This window comes from Thioalkalivibrio sp. ALE28, from assembly GCF_000377425.1.
In the GTDB taxonomy this organism is placed as follows: Bacteria; Pseudomonadota; Gammaproteobacteria; order Ectothiorhodospirales; family Ectothiorhodospiraceae; genus Thioalkalivibrio.
In genome coordinates this window covers 22,572-42,888 of record NZ_KB898107.1, presented here as the reverse complement: position 1 = coordinate 42,888, position 20,317 = coordinate 22,572, and the positions used below count along the sequence as shown (strand labels likewise).

21 protein-coding genes are annotated in these 20,317 nt (G+C 68.9%); 4 read left to right on the top strand and 17 right to left on the bottom strand.

What is annotated here, in order from left to right; genetic code table 11:
- Nucleotides 1–197 precede the first annotated feature (197 nt).
- The 17 genes from D105_RS0112555 to D105_RS0112475 all read right to left on the bottom strand — a co-directional run bounded on the left by D105_RS0112555 (nucleotide 198) and on the right by D105_RS0112475 (nucleotide 16,661).
- Complete coding sequence (locus D105_RS0112555) at nucleotides 198–536, bottom strand: helix-turn-helix domain-containing protein (RefSeq protein WP_018158446.1); 339 nt, start codon at nucleotides 534–536, stop codon at nucleotides 198–200.
- Nucleotides 533–1,525, bottom strand: coding sequence for a tRNA dihydrouridine synthase DusB (dusB, locus tag D105_RS0112550; protein WP_018878618.1), 993 nt, complete (start codon nucleotides 1,523–1,525; stop codon nucleotides 533–535). The genes D105_RS0112555 and dusB overlap by 4 nt, the downstream gene beginning before the upstream one ends.
- A 153-nt stretch (nucleotides 1,526–1,678) precedes the next feature.
- Nucleotides 1,679–2,488: a hypothetical protein gene (locus tag D105_RS0112545; protein WP_017942598.1), complete on the bottom strand. Its 810-nt coding sequence runs from the start codon at nucleotides 2,486–2,488 to the stop codon at nucleotides 1,679–1,681.
- A gap of 3 nt (nucleotides 2,489–2,491) precedes the next feature.
- Nucleotides 2,492–3,211, bottom strand: coding sequence for a DUF3426 domain-containing protein (locus D105_RS0112540; protein ID WP_018878617.1), 720 nt, complete (start codon nucleotides 3,209–3,211; stop codon nucleotides 2,492–2,494).
- A 368-nt stretch (nucleotides 3,212–3,579) separates the two neighbouring features.
- The gene (gene prmA / locus D105_RS0112535) at nucleotides 3,580–4,461 is read right to left on the bottom strand and encodes a 50S ribosomal protein L11 methyltransferase (RefSeq protein ID WP_018876619.1); all 882 of its coding nucleotides are present in this window, start codon (nucleotides 4,459–4,461) and stop codon (nucleotides 3,580–3,582) included.
- A 31-nt stretch (nucleotides 4,462–4,492) separates the two neighbouring features.
- A complete protein-coding gene (gene accC, locus D105_RS0112530) occupies nucleotides 4,493–5,839 on the bottom strand; it encodes an acetyl-CoA carboxylase biotin carboxylase subunit (protein ID WP_017942601.1) in 1,347 nt (448 codons plus the stop codon).
- Between the two features lie 31 nt (nucleotides 5,840–5,870).
- Nucleotides 5,871–6,332 (bottom strand): acetyl-CoA carboxylase biotin carboxyl carrier protein, encoded by a 462-nt coding sequence (gene accB, locus D105_RS0112525; protein WP_018865465.1) that lies wholly within the window; start codon nucleotides 6,330–6,332, stop codon nucleotides 5,871–5,873.
- A gap of 9 nt (nucleotides 6,333–6,341) precedes the next feature.
- Nucleotides 6,342–6,782, bottom strand: coding sequence for a type II 3-dehydroquinate dehydratase (gene aroQ, locus D105_RS0112520; protein ID WP_018865466.1), 441 nt, complete (start codon nucleotides 6,780–6,782; stop codon nucleotides 6,342–6,344).
- Between the two features lie 172 nt (nucleotides 6,783–6,954).
- On the bottom strand, nucleotides 6,955–7,617 hold the full coding sequence (locus tag D105_RS0112515; RefSeq protein ID WP_018865467.1) for an OmpA family protein: 663 nt from the start codon (nucleotides 7,615–7,617) through the stop codon (nucleotides 6,955–6,957).
- Between the two features lie 103 nt (nucleotides 7,618–7,720).
- Nucleotides 7,721–8,569 carry a shikimate dehydrogenase gene (gene aroE, locus D105_RS0112510; protein ID WP_018876618.1) on the bottom strand — a complete coding sequence of 283 codons (849 nt, stop codon included), beginning with the start codon at nucleotides 8,567–8,569 and terminating at the stop codon, nucleotides 7,721–7,723.
- Nucleotides 8,566–9,582, bottom strand: coding sequence for a porphobilinogen synthase (hemB, locus tag D105_RS0112505; RefSeq protein WP_018876617.1), 1,017 nt, complete (start codon nucleotides 9,580–9,582; stop codon nucleotides 8,566–8,568). Before hemB ends, aroE begins: the two co-directional genes overlap by 4 nt.
- A 22-nt stretch (nucleotides 9,583–9,604) precedes the next feature.
- Nucleotides 9,605–10,534, bottom strand: coding sequence for an oxygen-dependent coproporphyrinogen oxidase (hemF, locus tag D105_RS0112500; protein ID WP_018878616.1), 930 nt, complete (start codon nucleotides 10,532–10,534; stop codon nucleotides 9,605–9,607).
- A 16-nt stretch (nucleotides 10,535–10,550) separates the two neighbouring features.
- On the bottom strand, nucleotides 10,551–11,156 hold the full coding sequence (locus D105_RS0112495; protein WP_018878615.1) for an L-threonylcarbamoyladenylate synthase: 606 nt from the start codon (nucleotides 11,154–11,156) through the stop codon (nucleotides 10,551–10,553).
- The gene (locus tag D105_RS0112490; RefSeq protein WP_018878614.1) at nucleotides 11,143–13,716 is read right to left on the bottom strand and encodes a DNA topoisomerase I; all 2,574 of its coding nucleotides are present in this window, start codon (nucleotides 13,714–13,716) and stop codon (nucleotides 11,143–11,145) included. The genes D105_RS0112495 and D105_RS0112490 overlap by 14 nt, the downstream gene beginning before the upstream one ends.
- Nucleotides 13,717–13,857: 141 nt before the next feature.
- On the bottom strand, nucleotides 13,858–14,343 hold the full coding sequence (locus D105_RS0112485) for a DUF494 family protein (protein ID WP_018876613.1): 486 nt from the start codon (nucleotides 14,341–14,343) through the stop codon (nucleotides 13,858–13,860).
- Nucleotides 14,340–15,479, bottom strand: a complete 1,140-nt coding sequence (gene dprA, locus D105_RS0112480; RefSeq protein WP_018878613.1) for a DNA-processing protein DprA — start codon at nucleotides 15,477–15,479, stop codon at nucleotides 14,340–14,342. Before dprA ends, D105_RS0112485 begins: the two co-directional genes overlap by 4 nt.
- Nucleotides 15,480–15,500: 21 nt before the next feature.
- On the bottom strand, nucleotides 15,501–16,661 hold the full coding sequence (locus D105_RS0112475) for a LysM peptidoglycan-binding domain-containing protein (RefSeq protein WP_018878612.1): 1,161 nt from the start codon (nucleotides 16,659–16,661) through the stop codon (nucleotides 15,501–15,503).
- A gap of 142 nt (nucleotides 16,662–16,803) precedes the next feature.
- Here D105_RS0112475 and def point away from each other — a divergent pair, with 142 nt between their 5' ends.
- From def to D105_RS0112455, 4 genes are read left to right on the top strand one after another with little or no spacing between them, the layout of a single operon-like run.
- Nucleotides 16,804–17,337, top strand: coding sequence for a peptide deformylase (gene def / locus D105_RS0112470; protein ID WP_018865476.1), 534 nt, complete (start codon nucleotides 16,804–16,806; stop codon nucleotides 17,335–17,337).
- A complete protein-coding gene (gene fmt, locus D105_RS0112465; protein WP_018878611.1) occupies nucleotides 17,337–18,302 on the top strand; it encodes a methionyl-tRNA formyltransferase in 966 nt (321 codons plus the stop codon). Before def ends, fmt begins: the two co-directional genes overlap by 1 nt.
- Entirely contained in the window at nucleotides 18,302–19,660 is a 1,359-nt protein-coding gene (gene rsmB / locus D105_RS0112460; RefSeq protein WP_018878610.1) for a 16S rRNA (cytosine(967)-C(5))-methyltransferase RsmB, read from the top strand. Before fmt ends, rsmB begins: the two co-directional genes overlap by 1 nt.
- Nucleotides 19,660–20,238 (top strand): DUF4390 domain-containing protein, encoded by a 579-nt coding sequence (locus tag D105_RS0112455; RefSeq protein ID WP_018878609.1) that lies wholly within the window; start codon nucleotides 19,660–19,662, stop codon nucleotides 20,236–20,238. Before rsmB ends, D105_RS0112455 begins: the two co-directional genes overlap by 1 nt.
- Nucleotides 20,239–20,317: the final 79 nt, after the last annotated feature.

Sequence of the window (20,317 nt, the reverse complement as noted above, 5' to 3'; positions counted from 1 at the left end):
GGAAGACGGGAAGATTGGAAGGGAAAGCAGCGATTGGCTGCAGGCTGGCTGGTGATGCCGCGCATTTCGGGGCGATCATTGGCCGGGCCCTGCATCAGTAACCCGTTGGTTTTTCCAGTTGGCCGTAAATGGTGTCCGTATCGGAAACCGAAGGCATTCTTCCGGCCTTCCTGGCTTCCTGTGACCAGAACCGAACGTCAGGTCGCGGCGCCGTTCCCGTTGCCGTTCCCGTTGGCCTCCACCAGCCCGTGGGCGCGCAGCTTCTTGCGCAGGGTGGCGCGGTTGAGCCCGAGCAGGGCGGCGGCGCGGCTCTGGTTGCCCCCGCAGCGCTCCAGCACACTGGCCAGCAGGGGGCGCTCCACCTCGTTCATGACCAGTGCGTAAAGGTCGTGGCTGCTTTGCCCGTCCAGGGTCTCGAAATACTGATCCAGCGCTCGCCGGACCGAGTCCGCCAGCACACAGTCGGACGGGAGTGTGGCCGCAACCGATGCTTCCTGGACGTCCGGGTCCTGTTCGAGTGGCATGTTCACGCTCATGCAGCCTCGCTTGCGATTCCCGTCAGGTGGGCGCGCAGGCGCCGCAGTTGTTCGCTGGCCGTGGGGGCGGCGAGAAGGTCAGCCCGGGCCGCCCGGGTGCGGGCCTCGTCGAGACCCAGACCAAGAAGATACCAGCCTAGGTGCTTGCGCGCGATACGCACACCCTGCGGTTCGCCGTACTGTGTGTGCAGGCCGGTGACGTGTTCCTCGATCAGAGCCAGGCGCGCGGCCAGGGCCGGTGCCGGCGGGATCGCTTCGCCGGCCAGCGCGGCGCGGATCTGACCCGGCAGCCAGGGCTGTCCCTGGGCGGCGCGTCCGATCATCACCCCCGCCGCGCCGGTGGTATCCAGTACCCGCATCGCCGTGTCCGGGTCCGTGATGTCGCCATTGGCGAGCACCGGGATGGAGACCGACCGGACGATGCGCGCGATCGCGGCATGGTCCGCCTGCCCGCGGTAGGCATCGGCCCGGGTGCGTCCGTGCACGGTCAGCATCGCGATGCCGCAGGCCTCGGCAATGGATGCGATCTTTTCGCCGTTCATTCGCTCGCGGTCCAGGCCCAGGCGCATCTTCAGCGTGACCGGCACGGTGACGGCCTCCGTGAGCGCCTGGAGCAGTTCGCGCACCCGCTCCGGCTCGCCCAGCAGGGCCGATCCCGCGGCCTTGCTGCAGACCTTCTTCGCGGGGCAGCCCAGGTTCAGGTCGATCACGTCGGCGCCCCGGCGTACGTTCTCCCGCGCCGCCTCGGCCAGCGGCTCGGGTTCGTTGCCCAGCAGCTGGACGATGCGCGGGCGCGGCTCCTGACGGTGGTCCAGCCGGTGGCGGCTCTTGTCGCTGGCCCACAGCCGGGTGTCGGAGGTGACCATCTCGGATACCGCCGCGCTGGCGCCCAGGCGGCGGGCCAGCAGCCGGAACGGGCGATCGCTCACCCCGGCCATGGGGGCCAGGAACACGACGGGGTCCGGGAAGTGATGGATTCCGAGCTGCATCTGGGGCTGACGATTGAATCGGGGAAGCCGGGGAGTCTAGCACCTCGAGGCGCCCGCCGCCGGTGGTCAGCGTGCTCGCATTTCCCGTTCCAGGGAAACACGGATTGATATCCGCACTCCCTGCCTCAAGGCTATTGCGAGCGTGTAGATGGATCAGTGTTTCCTTGGCCCTCGGCGTATGCCCTCTCGGGTCACGCGGGCCATCGCCACGCTGCGTCGGACGTCGCGGCTACGGGCGTTGTCCAGCCACGGCCCCAGCCAGCGGAACGGGGCCAGAAGCCGGGCCACGCCGCGCAGGGCCCGGGTGTGCCGCGGGCTCCAGTGTTCGGCCTGGTACAGGGCCAGCAGGTCGCGCCCCAGAGACTCGGCGGTGTCGTCTCCCGCGGCCCAGGTGGTGGCATCCGCCAGGTGCTGGAACAGGTCGTAGACCTGGGCCAATTCCAGTGACAGGACCCGGTCAAGGTCCTCCTCGAAGTCCACGCGATAGAAGTGCTGGCCGTCGAACAGTACGTTGCGCAACTGGGCGCCGCCGTGCCAGCAGCCGGCGCGATGAAAAGTAGCGAGGTTGCGTGTCACTGCCTCGAGTGTGGCGCGGCGGGCCGCCGGGTCCTGTTCCCGAAGCGTGTGTTCGACATTTTCGCCGCAATGGCTGTACATCACCGCGTCCGGCAATTGCGCGACCACCTGTGGAACCGGTTGCCCCAGCGTCTGGAGTGCCCGAACGCGCTCCATCTCGTACCAGCCATCGCGTGGCGGGGCGTTGCCCGGCGCCGTCAGGAATGGGAAGAAGGTACGGCAAAGTACCCGGATGGCCCATTGCTGGTGACGGCTGCGCGCCTTCTCGCGTACCCGCTTGATGACGTAGCGTGCTCCGCAGAAATCCAGGCTGACAATGCGCCCCGGATCTCGCGCTAGGCGATCCTGCGCCGCTTGAACGAGTTGCGGGTCGGGGGTGTCGGGCATAGGTCAGCGGGGCTGGATCTGGATGCCCGTGATGCGGGCATGGGGGCTGGTGAGGCTCAGGCGCAGGGTGGCGGGTTTGTGGGGGGGCATCGGGGCGTCCGTGTCGGTGTAGTCGTTCGGGGTTAGGCGCAGAGCGCCATGGCGCGTGTCCAGCTGGTCGCTCAGATGGATGTCGAGGACGGGCCAGGCCTGCCGCACCGGGCTTTCCAGCTGGAACTGGACGTGCAATGTGCCATCGATACTGGCGAAGAAGTCCGGTGTCGATACCCGGATGCGCTCGGGCGCGCGCAGCGGGTTCCAGACCGGGCAGGGGAGGGTGGCGCACAGCTGGGCGCGAGTCTGGTCCAGGTAATGGTTATGACCCGGTGCCACGGGCGGGAAGGCCAGCAGTTGCGCGCCCAGCAGAACGCTCAGGCCGGCGGCCACGAACACCCCTGGCCAGACACGGCGTCGGGCGGGGGCGGCCAGGTCCAGAGGGCCCGGGTGGCGTTCGATGTCGATGGCGGTGGCGATGACCGGCGCACTCTCGATCGCGGGGGTGCGAGCGGGCTGCGCGGGAAGGAGCCCCTCCCCCAGGACGCGTTCGCCGGCGCCGCCGATCTCGAGGGCCGGGAACAGATCGAACTCGGCGCCGCAGTTTGTGCAATGCACCCGCCGCTGGCGGATCTTGGACCCGCGGGCTAGGGCGTGGGTGACGCCGCATTGCGGGCAGCGGGCGAGCATGTCAGCGTCCGGATGGCCGTATCTGCGTCCGGTCGAGCGAGAAGGACGGTACCGGCGCGACGATGCCCATGGGTTGGCGTGTTCCTAGGGAAACACTGATCAATGTACACATTCGCGCTCGAGTCGCTTTTGCGTGCGAACAAGGCGCGGTGACTGCCGTGCAGTCATTCTGCACAAGGGAGCCGCAACGCTGTGCGCGCGCAAAAGCGGCCGAGCCCCTGCTTTCAATGGCTTGTGGGGTTGGCACCCCAGGTTCCCCGATCCTGCGTTGCGCCGCTTGCGGGTAGAACCACTACCCGCTGCACGACGCGCCTTGTCTCGGAAAACCTGGGGTGCCAACGCGAGTGTGTACATTGATCAGTGTTTCCCTAGCGCCGGCGCCCGCCGAGCAGGGCCCAGCCTTCGCGGCAGTCCTCGACGCCAATGTCAAAGGCATCGGAATAGGCCGCGATGACCTCGTCCGCCTGGCGTTCCAGCAGACCGGCGAGCAGGATACGCGCGCCGGGTTTCGCGGCCCGCGCGAGCTCCGGGGCCAGGTCGATCAGCGGCTTGGCCAGGATGTTGGCCAGCACCAGATCGTATTCCGCCGTCGGGACCGGGTGGTCGGTCAGACCGGTTTCCAGTCGCTCGGGCGGGATGGCGTTGGCATCGGCATTGCTGCGCGTGGCCTGCACCGCCTGCTCGTCGATGTCGATGCCCAGCGCATGCCGGGCGCCCAGCTTCAGGGCCGCGATGGCGAGGATGCCGGAGCCACAGCCGTAGTCCAGCACCTCCTGATCCCGAGGCGGCTGCTGGGCCAGCGCGGCCAGGCACATCGCGGTCGTCGGGTGGTTGCCGGTGCCGAAGGCGAGGCCGGGGTCCAGGCGCACGAAGGTGCCCTCCTCGATGGCCGGCTCGTCCTCCCAGGACGGCACGATCCACAGCGAACTGCCGCAGTGAATGGCGCCGAGGCCGTCGAGGCCGGCGCGCACCCAGTCCTGGTCTTCGATGGGCTGGACCTGGATCGCCTCGGGGGCCTGCGCCTGGCGCTCCAGCGCGGCGGCGGCGAGGTCCGCTTGGGTGGTGTCCGGGAATACCGCCTTCAGGCGCACAGTGGACCACAGTGGGTGGGTGCCGAGAGGAGGCTCGAACAGCGGCTCGTCGGCGGCATCGAACAACTCGACGCTGACCGCGCCGAGTTCAAAAAGCGTGTCTTCCAGCGGCTCGGCCTGTTCCGGGCTGATCTGGCATTCGAGTTCGGCAAGGCTCATGGCGTCAGGCTCTGGTGGTTGCGGAAAGGGCTCAGGCCTGTGCCTTCAGCTTCTTCTCGAGGTAGTGGATGTCGGTCTCGCCGCGCTGGAAATTGGCGTCGATCATCAGGTCGTGATGCAGGGCGACGTTGGTCTGGATGCCGTCTACCACGATCTCGCCCAGGGCCCCGCGCATGCGGGCCAGCGCGATCTCGCGGCTGTTCCCGTGGGCGATCAGCTTGCCGATCATCGAGTCGTAGTAGGGCGGCACGGCGTACCCGTTGTAGATGTGGGTATCCATGCGGATGCCCGGCCCGCCCGGGGCGTGGTACTGCTGGATAGTCCCGGGGCTGGGCATGAAGGTGCCGGGGTCTTCGGCATTGATGCGGCACTCGATCGCATGGCCGCTGATGTGCACATCGTCCTGGGTGTAGCCCAGCGGTTCGCCGGCGGCGATGCGGATCTGCTCGCGCACCAGGTCGATGCCGGTGACCTGCTCGGTGACCGTGTGTTCGACCTGCAGGCGGGTATTCATCTCGATGAAGTAGAACGCCCCGTTCTCGTACAGGAACTCAAAGGTGCCGGCGCCGCGGTAGCCGATGTCCTGGCAGGCGCGGATCAGGCGTTCCGCCATGGTCTGGCGCTGTTCGTCGCTGATCCCGGGGGCTGGGGCCTCCTCGATTACCTTCTGGTGGCGGCGCTGCATGGAGCAGTCGCGCTCGCCCAGGCATACGGCGTTGCCGTGGGTGTCGGCCAGGATCTGGAACTCCACGTGGCGCGGGTGTTCCAGGTATTTCTCCATGTACAGGGTGTCGTTGCCGAAGCCCTGCTGGGCCTCGTTGCGGGTCAGCGAGATCGCGTTCAGCAGCGCGCCCTCGGTATGCACCACGCGCATGCCGCGACCGCCGCCACCGGCGGCGGCCTTGATGATGACCGGGTAGCCGATCTCGCGCGCCAGGGCCAGGTTGGTGTCCGGGTCGTCGCCCAGGGCGCCGCCGGAGCCGGGTACGCAGGGCACGTTGGCCTCCAGCATTGCCTGCTTGGCGGAGACCTTGTCGCCCATCAGGCGGATGGTCTCGGCGCGCGGACCGATGAAGGAGAAGCCGGAGGACTCCACCCGCTCGGCGAAGTCCGCGTTCTCCGACAGGAAGCCGTAGCCGGGGTGGATCGCGCCGGCGTCGGTGACTTCGGCCGCGGCGATCAACGCGGGGATGTTCAGGTAGCTCTCGCCGGAGGCCGCGGGCCCGATGCAGACGGATTCGTCCGCCAGGCGGACATGCTTCAGGTCGCGATCGGCGCTGGAGTGTGCGGCGACGGTGGCGATACCCATCTCGCGGCAGGCGCGCAGGACCCGCAGGGCGATCTCGCCGCGGTTGGCGATCAGAATCTTTTCAAACATGCTCGGACCTGTTGGCAGGGAATCGGAGGGTTCAGCCGATGATGAACAGCGGCTGGCCGTATTCCACCGGGTTGCCGTTCTCGACCAGGATGTCGCGGACCGTCCCCGCCTGGTCGGCCTCGATCGGGTTGAGCATCTTCATCGCCTCGATGATGCACAGGGTCTCGCCGACCTCCACGGTCTGCCCGACCTCGACGAACGGCTTCGAGCCCGGGCTGGGTGCGCGGTAGAAGGTGCCGACCATGGGGGCGGTGACCCGGTGACCGTCCATCTCCGGGGTCGCGTCCGCCGCGTCGGCCGGGGCGGCTGCGGGCGGTGCGCCGGCTGGTGCCGGTGCCGCGGCGGGCAGAGGGGCCGGGGCCGGTGCGGCGACGGCGGTGCCGCTGGCCGAGCGGGTGATGCGGACCGACTCCTCGCCTTCGTGGATCTCGATCTCGTGGATGCCGCTCTCGTCGAGCAGGTCGATCAGTTTCTTGACCTTGCGAATGTCCATGGAAGCCTCTTATTCCTTGATAGCCGCGAGCGCCGCATCGAGCGCCAGCCGGTAGCCAATGACGCCGAAGCCACTGACCAGACCGGCGGCGACATCGCTCAGACGCGAGGTCTGGCGAAAGGGCTCGCGGGCGTGGATGTTGCTGATATGGATCTCGTAGAACGGGATGGCAACACCCAGCAGGGCATCGCGCAGGCTGACACTGGTGTGGGTCAGGCCACCCGGATTGATCAGGATGCGTTGCACGCCCTCGCCGGGGGCGGCATGGATGCGGTCGATCAGGTCGCCTTCATGGTTGCTCTGGAAGCAGTCGAAGGAGGTGTCGGCCTGTTCCGCCCGAGCCCTCAGGTCGGTCTCGATATCCGCCAGGGTCTGCGCGCCGTAGCGCTCCGGCTCCCGCTGTCCCAGCAGGTTCAGATTGGGGCCGTTGAGCAGCAGTATGGACGCCATGGCAGGGGGAATCGGTAGCGATCCTGTCGAGAATGGACGCGATTGCACCGAAAAATGACGGTGCGGCGAATGTTCGGGATTTTGCCGCAGGAGGGGTGGGGGTGTCCAGCGCGGAGGGTGCCCCGGGCGCGCCGGTACCGCGCCCGGCGCGGTGCCGGCGTGCGGGTTTCGATCAGTCGGCGGTCAGCGGGAACAGGGTCAGTTCCACCCGGCGGTTCTGCTGGCGGCCCGCCTCGGTGTCGTTGGTGGCGACCGGCTGGTGCGGTCCGAAGCCGATGGTGTGCACGCGCACCGGCTGCACACCGCGGCGGATCAGGGCCTGCCCCACGCTCTGGGCGCGGCGCTCGGAGAGGTCCATGTTGTATTCGACGCGACCGGTGCTGTCGGTGTGGCCGGCGACTTCGATGCCGGTCTGGTCGAACTCCTCCAGGACCAGGGCCACCGAGTCCAGTACATCCTGGAATTCCGGCTTGATGTCGCTGCGGTCGAAATCGAAGGTGATGTTGCTCGGCATGTTGAGGATGATGTTGTCGCCGTCGCGGGTCACGCTGACGCCGGTCCCGCGCAGCTGCTCGCGCAGGGCATCCTCCTGACGATCCATGTAGTTGCCGATGGCGCCGCCGGCCAGGGCGCCGATGCCGGCCCCGATCATCGCGCGCTGGGTGCGGTTGCGGCTGCTGGTGACGCTGCCGAGCACGGCACCGGTGGCCGCGCCGATGCCGGCCCCGATGGTGGCGCGCGAGACGCGTTCTTCCCCGGTGTATGGATCGGTGGTGGTGCAGCCCATCACCAGGACCAGGGCACTGGTGGCGGCCAGGGCGAGGATGCGTTGCATGGCGGTTCTCCCGTGTTCGTGTGATCCGCAAGGCAGCGGACGTGATGAATCCCAGCTTGCGGTCCGCGGGGTGAACCGTCCATGAATCCGGAGAATGGGTGGGCTATTGGCCGTCGATTTCGTGACGCAGTTCGCGGAGCACCGGGGCGGTTTCGGGGTGCACCCCGCGCCAGATCGCGAAGGCCTCGGCCGCCTGTTCCACCAGCATGCCGAGCCCGTCGCTGCCGTTGCTGCAGCCCGCCGCCTCGGCCCAGCCAAGGAAGCGCTGGGCGCCGGCCCCATAGACCAGGTCATAGGCCAGGCTGTCCGCTTGAACCAGATGGGCGGGGAGGTCCAGCGCGTCCTCGCCGAGGCCGGTGGCCGTGGCGTTGACCACCAGATCGAAGGGGCCCTGCGGCAGCGTGTCCAGGCCGCAGGCGGCCAGCCGGGTGGCCGGGGCGATATCGCGAAAGGCCTCGACCAGCCCCTCCGCGCGGGCGACGGTGCGGTTGGCGATGACCAGGGCCTCGGGCCCCCCCTCCAGCAGTGGCTGCAGCAGGCCGCGGGTGGCGCCCCCGGCACCCAGGATCAGGATGCGGCGGCTGCGCACGTTGAAGTTCAGGCGGTCGAGGTCACGGCAGAAGCCGACGCCGTCCGTGTTGTCGCCATGGATGCGGCGCTCGTCGTCGCGCCACAGGGTGTTCACGGCACCGGCGTGTCGGGCGCGATCCGTGAGGACACGGGCCAGGGCGAAGGCCTCTTCCTTGAACGGGACGGTCACGTTCAGGCCCCGGAACCCGGAGGAGAGCCACGCCCAGACCTCCTCGGCGAACTGACCCGGGGTGCCCAGCAGGGCCTCGTAGGTCAGGTGCTGCCCGGTTTGTTCGGCGAACAGGGCATGGATGCGCGGCGACAGCGAATGGCGGATCGGGTTGCCGACCACCGCGTAGCGATCCGGGCGCGGCTCGCTCATCGGGCCGCGTCCTCCGCCAGCCATTCGGCCACGGTGCGGGCGTAGTAGGTGAGAATGCCGTCGGCCCCGGCGCGCTTCATGCCGGTCAGGGCCTCCAGCACGCAGGCGCGCTCGTCCAGCCAGCCGCGTTCGGCGGCGGCCTTGAGCATCGCGTACTCGCCGGAGACGTGATAGACGAAGGTCGGGCGCTGGAACTCGTCGCGGATGCGGCGGACCACATCCAGATACGGCATCCCCGGTTTGACCATCACCATGTCGGCGCCTTCGGCCAGGTCGAGCGCGACCTCGTGCAGGGCCTCGTCGCCGTTGGCCGGGTCCATCTGGTAGGTCTCCTTGCCGCCCTTGCCCAGATTGCCGGCCGAGCCCACCGCATCGCGGAACGGCCCGTAGAAGGCCGAGGCGTACTTGGCGGAGTAGGCGAGGATGCGCGTGTGCACGTGCCCGCCGTCCTCCAGCACGGTGCGGATCGCGCCGATGCGTCCGTCCATCATGTCGGAGGGGGCGACCACGTCGGCGCCGGCCGCGGCATGCGACAGCGCCTGCTTCACCAGGGCCTCGACGGTGATGTCGTTCACAACAAAGCCGTCGTCGTCGATGATGCCGTCCTGGCCGTGGGTGGTGAACGGGTCCAGGGCGACATCGGTGATCACGCCGAGCTCGGGGTGGGCCTGCTTCAGTGCGCGTACCGCGCGCTGGGCCAGGCCCTCGGGGTTCCAGGCCTCGGCGGCATCCAGGCTCTTCTTCTCGCCCGGGACCACCGGGAACAGGGCCAGGGCCGGGATGCCGAGGCGCACGGCCGCGGCCGCCTCCTCCAGCAGCAGGTCGATGCTGACGCGCTCCACGCCGGGCATCGACGGCACCGCCTCGCGTACCCCCTCGCCCTCGGTGACGAAGACCGGCAGGATCAGGTCGTCCGCGCGCAGGTGGTGCTCGCGCATCAGGCGGCGGGAGAAGGCGTCGCGGCGCATGCGGCGCGGGCGGCCGGCGGGATAGGGGGCGATCGGTGCGGTCATGCGGGTCATCCTTGTTGGTGGGTCAGCCGGCGGACTCGGTCAGCCAGTCGCGCGGCTTCAGATAGCGCTCGTAGAGTTCGGCCTCGGGCGTGCCGGCTTCCGGCTGGTAGTTGTATTCCCAGCGCACCAGCGGCGGCAGCGACATCAGGATCGACTCGGTGCGCCCGCCCGACTGCAGGCCGAACAGGGTACCGCGGTCGTAGACCAGGTTGAACTCGACATAGCGCCCGCGCCGGTAGAGCTGGAACTGGCGCTCGCGCTCGCCGTATTCGGTCGTATGGCGACGCTCGACGATCGGGCCATAGGCATCCAGGTAGGCATTGCCGACGCTCTGCATGTAACCGAAGGCGTGCTCGAAGCCGCCCTCGCTGAAGTCGTCGAAGAACAGCCCGCCGACGCCGCGCGGCTCGTCGCGGTGCTTGAGGTGGAAGTACTCGTCGCACCACTTCTTGTGCGCCGGGTAGAGGTGCTCGCCGAACGGGCGACAGGCGGCCTCGGCCGTGCGGTGCCAGTGGATGCAGTCCTCGTCGAAACCGTAGTAGGGGGTCAGGTCGAAGCCGCCGCCGAACCACCAGATCGGCGCCTCGCCGGGCTTCTCCGCGATGAAGAAGCGCACGTTCGCGTGCGAGGTCGGAACAAAGGGGTTGTGCGGGTGGATCACCAGCGATACGCCGGTGGCCTGGAACGAGCGCCCGGCCATCTCCGGACGGTGGGCGGTCGCCGAGGCCGGGAGGTTGTCGCCCATCACGTGGGAGAAATTGACCCCGGCCTGCTCGAACACCGCGCCCTCGCGCAGCACGCGGGTACGGCCGCCGCCGCCGGCGGGGCGCTTCCAGGCGTCCTCTTCGAAGCGGGCCTGGCCGTCCAGGCCCTCGAGGCCCTGGCAGATGCGGTCCTGCAGGCCCTGCAGGTAGTCGATCACGCGGTCGATGGAGACGTTGTCCTGGCTCATGCTGCGTCCCGGTTGATCAGTTGTCGGTATGGGTGTCGGGTTCCGGCGCGCCCCGGAGCCAGGCCCCGGTGCGGGCGTCGCGGATCGCGCTGGGTGCGGTGCGCCCGCCACATTCTGCCTGCAGGATCGCATCGATGCCGGCCCCGAGTTGTGAGGCAACGCAATCCCAGCTGCGGCAGGGCTCCGCGCCCGCACGGTTGGCGCTGGTGGAGACCAGCGCGCTTTCGGCGGCCGCGCACAGCGCGCGCGTCCCCGGATGGGCGGTGACGCGTACCGCGAGGCTGTCGTGTTCACCGCGCAGTAGCGGCGGGCAGGCATCGGTGACGGGCAGCAGCCAGGTGGTCGGCCCCGGCCAGCTGGCGTCGATCTCGGCCCGACGTTCGGCCGGTAGCGGCGCCAGCCAGGGCGCGAGGCGCTCCAGCCGGTCGGTGATCACGATCAGCCCCTTGGCGGCCGGGCGGCCCTTGATCTCGAGGATGCGATCGATCGCCCGGGGGTCATCCGGGCGGCAACCGAGGCCGAAGACCGCCTCGGTGGGGTAGGCGATCACGCCGCCGTCGCGCACGCACTGCGCGACGGGTTCGATCTCGGTGCTGAGCAGTGGGGCCTTATTCGGATCCACGGTCGCCGGAGGGCTGGGCACTCAGGCGGCTGTCGCCATCGCCGGATTTCGCGCTGCCGGATTTGGCGGTCGAAGCCTTCTTCGCCGGGGCCTTCTTCGATGTGCTCTTCTTGGCGGCGGTCTTTTTCGTACCCGTCTTGCTGGCGGCCTTCTTGGTGGTGGCCGCCTTTTTCGTGGTCGTCTTCTTCGCGGTCGACGACTTGGAGGCCGACTTGGAGGCGGTCTTCCCGGAGGACTTGCCGGTCGACTTGGCCGCCCCCTTGCGCCCACGGCCCTTGCGTTCCGGGGCGGCGGCGATCAGTTCCTGGCACTGGTCCAGCGTCAGGGACTTGGGATCGGTCTCTTTCGGGATCTTGGCGTTCTTGTTGCCGTCGGTCACATACGGTCCGTAGCGGCCGTTGAGGACCTGGATGCCCTCTTCGTCGAAGCTCTTGATGAAGCGCTCGGCGTCCTTTCGCTTCTTCTCGGCGACGATCTCCAGCGCGCGCGGCAGCTCGATGGTCCAGACGTCGTCGTCCGGGCCGAGGGAGGCGTACTTGGAGCCGTACTTCACGTACGGTCCGAAGCGGCCGATGTTCACCATCACCGGCTCGCCCTCGGGCGTCTCGCCGAGGTCGCGCGGCAGCTTGAACAGCTCCAGCGCCTCGTCGAGGGTGATCTTGTCCATCTTCTGCCCGGGCAGCAGGCCGGCGAAGCGCGGCTTCTCCTCGTCGTCCTTGGTGCCGATCTGCACGATCGGGCCGAAACGGCCCAGGCGCACGCTGACCGGGCGCCCGCTCTGCGGATCGGTGCCCAGCTCGCGTGACTGCACGGCCTCGGCGCGGGTGACGTTCTCTTCCTTCTCCTTCACCCGGTCGCGGAAGTCGCCCCAGAAATCCTCCAGCACCGGGACCCAGTCCTTCTCGCCGCGCGAGATCGCATCCAGCTCGTCCTCGAGCTTCGCGGTGAAGTCGTAGTCCACGTAGCGGTCGAAGTGCTGGGTCAGGAAGCTGTTCACGATCCGGCCGGTATCGGTCGGGATGAAGCGTTTGCCGTCCATCTCCACGTATTCGCGTGACTGCAGCGTGGAGATGATGCTGGCGTAGGTGGACGGACGGCCGATGCCGTATTCCTCCAGCGTCTTAACCAGGCTGGCCTCGGTATAGCGCGGCGGCGGCTCGGTGAAGTGCTGGTCGGCGGTGACCTCTTCGAGTTGGACCGTGTCACCCTCGGCCATCTCCGGCAGGCGCTTGTCCTCGTCGTCATCCTGCGCGTCGTCGCGGCCCTCCTGGTAGACCGCGATGAAGCCGGGGTCGACCAGGGTGGAGCCGGTGGCACGGAACTGGTGCTGGCTGTCGCCCGGGACCAGGTCGGCGGCCACGGTGTCGAAGGTCGCGTGGATCATCTGGCAGGCGACGGTGCGCTTCCAGATCAGGTCGTACAGCCGGGCCTGGTCGCTGCTCAGGCGCTCGCGCACCTCGTTCGGCAGACGGCGCACAGAGGTCGGGCGGATGGCCTCGTGGGCCTCCTGCGCGTTCTTCGACTTGGTCTTGTACTGGCGCGGGCTGTCGGGGACGTTGTTGGCCCCGTAGCGCTCCTCGATCAGGCCACGAATCTCGCCGATCGCCTCGCCGGCCAGGGCCACCGAGTCGGTACGCATGTAGGTGATCAGGCCGATCGCGCCGGAGCCCAGATCGATGCCTTCATATAGTTGCTGCGCGGTGCGCATGGTGCGCGATGCGGTGAAGCCCAGCTTGCGCGAGGCCTCCTGCTGCAGGGTCGAGGTGGTGAACGGCGCGGCCGGGTTGCGGCGGCGCTGCTTCTTTTCGACCTTGGCGACGCGCAGCTCGCCATTCGCGGCGTCGGTCAGACGCTTCTGGGCATCGTGCGCGAGCTCGGCGCTGTTCAGGTCGAACTGGTCCAGCTTGTTGCCGTCCAGGTGGGTCAGGCGCGCGGTGAACGGCTGGCTCTGGCGCTCGACCTTCGCATCCAGGGTCCAGTATTCGCGAGGGACGAAGGCCTCGATCTCGTTCTCGCGCTCGCAGATCATGCGCAGCGCCGGGCTCTGCACGCGCCCGGCGGACAGGCCGCGCTTGATCTTGCGCCACAGCAGCGGGGAGAGGTTGAAGCCGACCAGGTAGTCCAGCGCGCGGCGCGCCTGCTGGGCATCGATCAGTGGCTTGGCCAGGTCGCGCGGTTCCTCGATCGCCTGCTGGATCGCCTTCTTGGTGATCTCGTGAAACACGACGCGATGCACGCCGCGATCGTCCAGCAGGCCGCGGTCACGCAACACCTCGTAGAGATGCCAGGAGATCGCCTCGCCTTCACGGTCAGGGTCAGTCGCAAGGATCAGGTCGTCGGATTTCTTCAGCGCCTTGGCGATCGCCTCGATCTGTTTCTCGCTGCGCTCGATCACGTCGTACTTCATGCGGAACCCGTTCTCCGGGTCCACCGCGCCCTCCTTGGGCACCAGGTCGCGCACATGGCCATAGGAGGCCATGACCTGGTAGTCCGGGCCGAGATACTTCTCGATGGTCTTGCCCTTGGCGGGCGACTCTACGATGACGAGGTGCTTGCTCATGTCGCTCGGGACCGTCTCCGTGGCAGCGGGTTCCGTATCGGGGCGATCGCGGTCGCATGGCAGCGACCGGGTTCACGGGCGCTAAAGACTAGAGGAGGAAATGCCCGTTGGCTACCGCGCGCCTTTCGCAAGACGGAGAAATCAGTGCAGATAATCCACGGCCGCGGGGCCGGCATCGTCGCGCATGACCTCTTCCAGGCGGGAATAGGCGATCGCGTCGTCGGGCTGGTTGAACAGCACCATCAGCACCACCCAGCGCAGCTGGTCGAGGTCGATCTCCTCGGCGTCCAGCTCCATTACGCGGTCCAGCACCAGCTCGCGGGTGCCGGCGGTCAGCAGGCCGTTTTGCTCCAGGTGCAGCAGGAAGCCATGGGCCTCGGTATCCAGGCGTTTTTGCTCTTCCGGGGCATAGATCCGCTGGGCGGCGCCGTCGCCGCCGCGCCCGGCCAGGGGGGCCTCGCTCATCAGGCGGTCCAGCCAGCCCAGAGCGCGGTCGATCTCGCGGCGGGCAAAGCCGGCCTCCACCAGGTGGCGTTCCAGCTCCGAGCGGTCCGGCTCCTCGTCGGATTCCTCGTCGATGGTGTGCTCGAAGAGATACATGAGCACATCCAGCACATTCTCGTTCATGATTCGGGGGATCCTGCGTCGAGGCGCTGGTAACGCCCGTGGTCGAGGGCGGCCACACGGCCATGGAGTTCAAGCAAAACCAGCATGGATGAAAGCTGTTCGATGGTCAATTTGGTGCGTTCGCGCAGGGTTTCCAGCGGGACCGGGTCGAATCCCATCGCGTTCAGTACGCGTTCCTGCTCCGGATCCAGCGGGTCGGAGGCGGGTTCGGCCGCGGCCGGAGGCGCATCGGGCGCGACGCCCAGCCAGTCCGCGAGGTCATCCAGGATCTCCTCGGCCGACTCCACCAGCTGGGCGCCATCGCGGATCAGCCGGTGGCAGCCGCGGCTGGTCGGGCTCAGCACCGAACCGGGGACGGCATAGACCTGGCGCCCCTGTTCGGCAGCCAGCCGTGCGGTGATCAGGGATCCGCTCTTCAGCGCCGCCTCGACGACCAGGGTCGCCAGTGACAGGCCGCTGATCACGCGGTTGCGCTGCGGGAAGTTCCGCGCCAGCGGCCGGGTATCGGTGGGCCACAGCGAGACCACCAGGCCATGGTCCGCGATGCGGTGCGCCAGGCGCCGGTGCTGGGCGGGGTAGATGCGGTCGGGCCCGGTGGCCACGACCGCGATGGTGCGCCCGCCGGGCGCGGCCAGGGCGCCTTCGTGGGCGGCGCCGTCGATGCCCCGGGCCAGGCCGCTGGTGACCGTCAGCCCGGCCCCGGCCAGCTCGCGGGCGAATTCCGTGGCGAGGCGCTCGCCCTGCGGGGTGGCCTCGCGGCTGCCGACGATGCCCACCTGCGGGCTGCGCAGCAGCTCGCGCGCGCCGTTCAGGTACAGCACCGGGGGCGGGTCGGGGAGTTCCGCCAGCAGGGGCGGGTAGTCGGGGTCGTCCAGACACAGCAATGTGTGCCGGGGGTCGGCATCCAGCCAGGCCTGGTCGGCCTGCGCCCCGGCCTCGCGGGCTTTATGGGCGGTGGTGTCCAGCTTGAGGTCGACGCCCGCGCGCTGCCATTCGGCCGCGGGGGCGGCCAGGGCGTTGCCCGGGGAGCCGAAGGCCTCGACCAGTTGCAGCATGCGCCGCGGGCCGAGGCCTGGGGTGTTGATCAGTTGCAGCCAGTCCTCGTGCGGGGCGGCTGTCGCGCCGGCATCACGCATGCAGCCTGGCCGCAGGCCCGGTCAGGGGGTGCGAACCTTGTCGCCCTCGCGCAGGGTGCGCTCGGCCTCGGTCACCAGCACGTAGGACACCTTCTCGAAGGTCTGGAAGACCATGACGGTGCCGACTTCCTCTTCCGGCAGGGTGACCACCTCGTTGGCGCGATCGCTGATCGGGTCGCGGACCTCGCGCCCGGCGGTGAAGGCGGTCAAGACCTGGCCGTTCTCGATGCCGTCGCGTTCACCACGGTTGATGATGGCGGCCTGCAGCTGGCCGATCTGGCTGAGGGCGTCGAACAGCGAGATGATCGTGCCCTCGGTACCAGCCGGCGGGCGCCCGATGTCGAACAGCATGTCCTGCTCTTCGGCGTATGGGACCAGGCGGTCACCGCGGATGGCCTCGCGCTCGCCCTTGCGGATGTCGGCGCGGGCGACGTTGCCCGGCTCGATGATCTCGGCCTCGCCCACCGGCAGGGTGGCGACGCCCAGGTCCTCTCCGGTGTCCGGATCGGTCAGCGCGCCGTCGTGGCGAACGATGTGATAGAGCTCGTAGCGTTCGGTGTCCTCGGCGTTGCGCACATACACCCGGTCGCCTGGGCCGAAGATCACGCGCTCGTCCTGCGAGGCGAGGATGTAGGGGGCGTTTTCCAGGGTTTCCTCGTCCAGCACCTGTGGACGGAACATGAACGACTGCAGGGTGGAGATCGGGGAGACGTCCTCGTCGCGCTCCACCACCCGTGCTTCCGGCGACAGGCGATGCGTCGGGCGCACCCGCGGCCCGCCGTCGACCGTGATGCGCGGCCGGCCGTCCACGTAGTGGATGCTCAGCACGTCACCCGGATAGATCAGGTGGGGATTCTCGATCTCCGGGTTGACCAGCCAGATCTCCGGCCAGTACCACGGGTCCTGCAGGAACATCGCGGAGATGTCCCAGAGGGTGTCGCCCTTCTTCACGACGTAGCGTTCGGGCGCGGATTCGCGGATCTCCGGCTCGGCCTTGGGGGTCGAGCGTTCATCCTGGGCTTCGCGCGCCGGGCGGGCTTCGGCCTGCGCCGTGCCGGAATCGGAGGCGGTCGTTTCGCCGCCGCCGTTCTCGGGTGTGGCCGCGCAGGCGCCCAGCAACAGCGTTACACTGAACAGAATGCCCGGCAGAACGAAGGTCGTGGTGGCCCTGGTCTTGTACATTTGGTGTCCCCTGTCAGGTCCGCGCGCTCCCCGAGCCTTCCTGTGGCCCGGCCCCCAATCGGATGACGCAATTCCGCGGATATTGCGGTCCAACGTTAGCAGAATTGCGACATCTGTACAGTACAAAGTTTGAGGTTTTTTCATGGCCAAGCGTGAAATCCTGCACTTCCCCGACCCCCGGCTGCGGCTGAAGGCCGAGCCGGTCGCCGAGGTGGACGACGAAATCCGCACCCTGGTGGACGACATGTTCGAGACCATGTACGCCGCGCCCGGCATTGGTCTGGCCGCCACCCAGATCAACGTGCAAAAGCGTGTGCTGGTCGCGGATGTCTCCGAGGACCAGAGCGAGCCGCATGCCCTGATCAACCCGGAGATCCTCGAGACCTCCGGTGAGGAGGAAATGGACGAGGGCTGTCTGTCCGTGCCCGGCTTCTACGAGAAGGTGCAGCGCGCCGACCGGATTCGCGTGCGTGCCCTGGGGCGTGACGGCCAGCCCTTCGAGCTGGACATCGATGGCCTGCTGGCGGTGTGCATCCAGCACGAGATCGACCACCTCGACGGCAAGCTGTTTGTCGATTACCTGTCCAGCCTGAAGCGCAGCCGCATCCGCAAGAAGCTGGAGAAGCAGGGCGGGCGCTCCGGAGCCGGTGACAAGACCGCGGTCCCCGCGGTCTGATGGGAGTGGCGGACACGGACGTCGAGTCCCTGCGCATTGTCTATGCCGGGACGCCGGATTTCGCGGTTCCCGCGCTGCAGGCCCTGATCGACGCCGGGCATGCCCCGGCCGCGGTCTATACCCAGCCGGACCGACCGGCGGGGCGCGGGCGCAAGCTGCGTCCGGGCCCGGTCAAGCAGGTCGCCGAGGCCGCCGGCCTGCCGGTGGTGCAGCCGGAGAGCCTGAAATCCGCCGAGGCCCAGGCCGAACTTGCCGCCTGGCGCCCGGACATCCTGATCGTGGCGGCCTACGGGCTGATCCTGCCCCGCGCCGTACTCGCGATCCCGCCGCTGGGCGGGCTCAATATCCATGCCTCGCTGCTGCCGCGCTGGCGCGGCGCGGCGCCGATCCATCGCGCGATCCTCGCGGGGGACGAAGAGACCGGGGTCTGCCTGATGCAGATGGCCCCGGGGCTGGATACCGGCCCGGTGCACGCCTGCCGTCGCGTCCCGATCACACCGGAGACCACCACCGGGGAGCTGCACGATGTCCTCGCCCGCGAGGGGGCGGATCTGCTGGTGGAACAGCTCCCGACGATTGCTGCGGGCGCCTCCGCAACGTGGCCCCAGGATGATGCGCAGGCCAGCTACGCCCGCAAACTGGAGAAACAGGAGGCCTGGATGGACTGGTCGCAGCCGGCCGCGGCCCTGGATCGACAGGTGCGGGCCTTCAACCCCTGGCCGGTGGCGCAGGCCGGCTGGCAGGGGCAGGCGCTGCGGGTCTACGCGGCGACCCCGCTGGAGGTCGCGGCGAATGCGACGCCCGGAACGATCATGGATGCCGGGCCGGAGGGCGTGGATGTGGCCACCGGCGACGGCGTCCTGCGCCTGCGGACCGTGCAGCTGCCCGGGCGCCGGCCGGTCGCGGCGGCGGACTGGGCCCGCAATGCGGACCTGCCCGGCCAAACCCTGACCGGGGCGGTCTGATGGCGGGCAAGCCGAAACGCGTGGTGCCCTCGCGGGTGGATTCGCGCTCGCCGCGTCAGCGCGCGCTGGAGGCGGTGGAGCGCGTAGTGCTGCAGGGGCAGTCGCTGACCCGGGCGGTGGAGCTGGTGACCGAAGGGCTGGCGGCGCGCGATGCCGCCTGGGTGCAGGCGCTCGCCTACACCACCTTGCGCTGGTACCCGCAGCTGGCGGGGCTGGTCGATGGCTTTCTGGATCGGCCGCTGCGCAAGAAGGATGCCGTGATTGGTGTGCTGCTGGCGCAGGGACTGGCCGAGGTGCTGCATTTCGGGACGCGCGATCACGCGGCGGTGCGCGAGACCGCCGAGCTGGCGCGCGAGATCCATCGCCCTGGCGCGGTGGGCCTGATCAACGCGGTACTGCGCCGCGCCCTGCGCGAGCAGGACGAACTGGCGAGCCGGATCGAGGGCGACCCGGTGCTGCGCTATGCGGTCCCGGAATGGCTGCTGGAGGCGATTCGCGATGCCTGGCCGGAGGACTGGGAGACGCTGCTGGAGGCCTCGACCCGCCCCGCGCCGATGACCCTGCGGGTCAATCTGCACCGCGGCAGTCGCGAAGCGGCGCTGGAGGCCCTGTCCGCCGCCGGTATCCCGGGGCGCGCGCACCCGGCGCTGGCCAGCGCGCTGACGCTGGATGACCCGGTCGATGTGGCCGCCCTGCCGGGGTTCGCTGACGGGGCGCTTTCGGTCCAGGACGCCTCGGCGCAATGGGCCGGGCCGCTGCTGGGGCCGCGGCCCGGCGAACGGGTGCTGGACGCCTGTGCGGCACCCGGCGGCAAGACCGGGCATTTGCTGGAACACGCGGGTGGCGATCTGGATCTGACCGCGCTGGACAACGACCCCGAACGCCTGGAACAGGTACGCGAGAACCTCGACCGGCTGGGCTATGACGCCCGCCTGGTCGCGGCGGATCTGGACGCCACCGATGACTGGTGGGACGGCGAGCCCTTCGACGCGATCCTGCTGGATGTTCCCTGTTCCGCCACCGGCGTGATCCGGCGTCATCCGGACATCAAGACCCTGCGCCGGGCCGATGACATCCCGCGCCTGGCGGCGGAGCAGGCCCGCCTGCTGGCCGGCGCCTGGAAGCTGCTCCGCCCGGGCGGCCGGTTGCTGTATGCCACCTGTTCGCTGCTGTCGGCGGAGAACGAGGCGGTGGTCGCCCCGTTCGTCGCGGCGACCGCGGATGCCCGCGCCCGGCCGCTGGAGGGCGAGTACGCCATCCCCGGTAGCAAGCCCCGCGCGGCAGGTGTATCGCTGCCGCTGGGGCTCGAGGACGGGGACGGCTTCTATTACGCGCTGCTGGAGAAGCAGGCCCCCTGATGCCGGGGCGTTCATCGTGGCGGGGCGGGCCCCTGACGGCGCTGTGCGGGCTACTGGCCCTGCTGGCGCTGCCGGTGACGGCGAGCGCGGTGGAGATCCGCGCCGCGAATCACATGTGGCTGGATGATGCCACCGTGCTGGTGCGCCTCGATATCGACATGCGCCTGCCCGCGGTGCTGGAGGACGCCCTGGCCAACGGCGTGACGCTGGAGTTCGAGGCGCAGACGCGGCTGGAACGCGGCCGGCGGGTCGGGCGCGATACCCTTGCCAGCGAGACGCGTCGCGTCCAGCTGCAATACTTCGCCCTGAACCGGCACTATCTGGTAACCGCGGTGACCGACGAGCGCATGGACCTGAAACCGACCCTGGGGGATGCCCTGGACCTGGTCGCCCGGCGGCTGGGGCGGCTGCGTCTGGACGAGGTTCCGGACGCGGTGCGCGAGAATCCCGGCGAGTTCGATCTCGCGGCGCGGCTGACGCTGGTGTATTCCGCGCTGCCGCTGCCCCTGCAGCTGGATGCCGGTTTGCGCGGTGATCTGACGACCCGACAGGAGTGGCGGCGATGGTCGATGGATTAGGGAAGCGCTGGTCAACGTACACGCTCGCGCTCGAGTCGCTTTTGCGCGCGCAAAAGCGGCCGAGCCCCTTGGGGTTGGT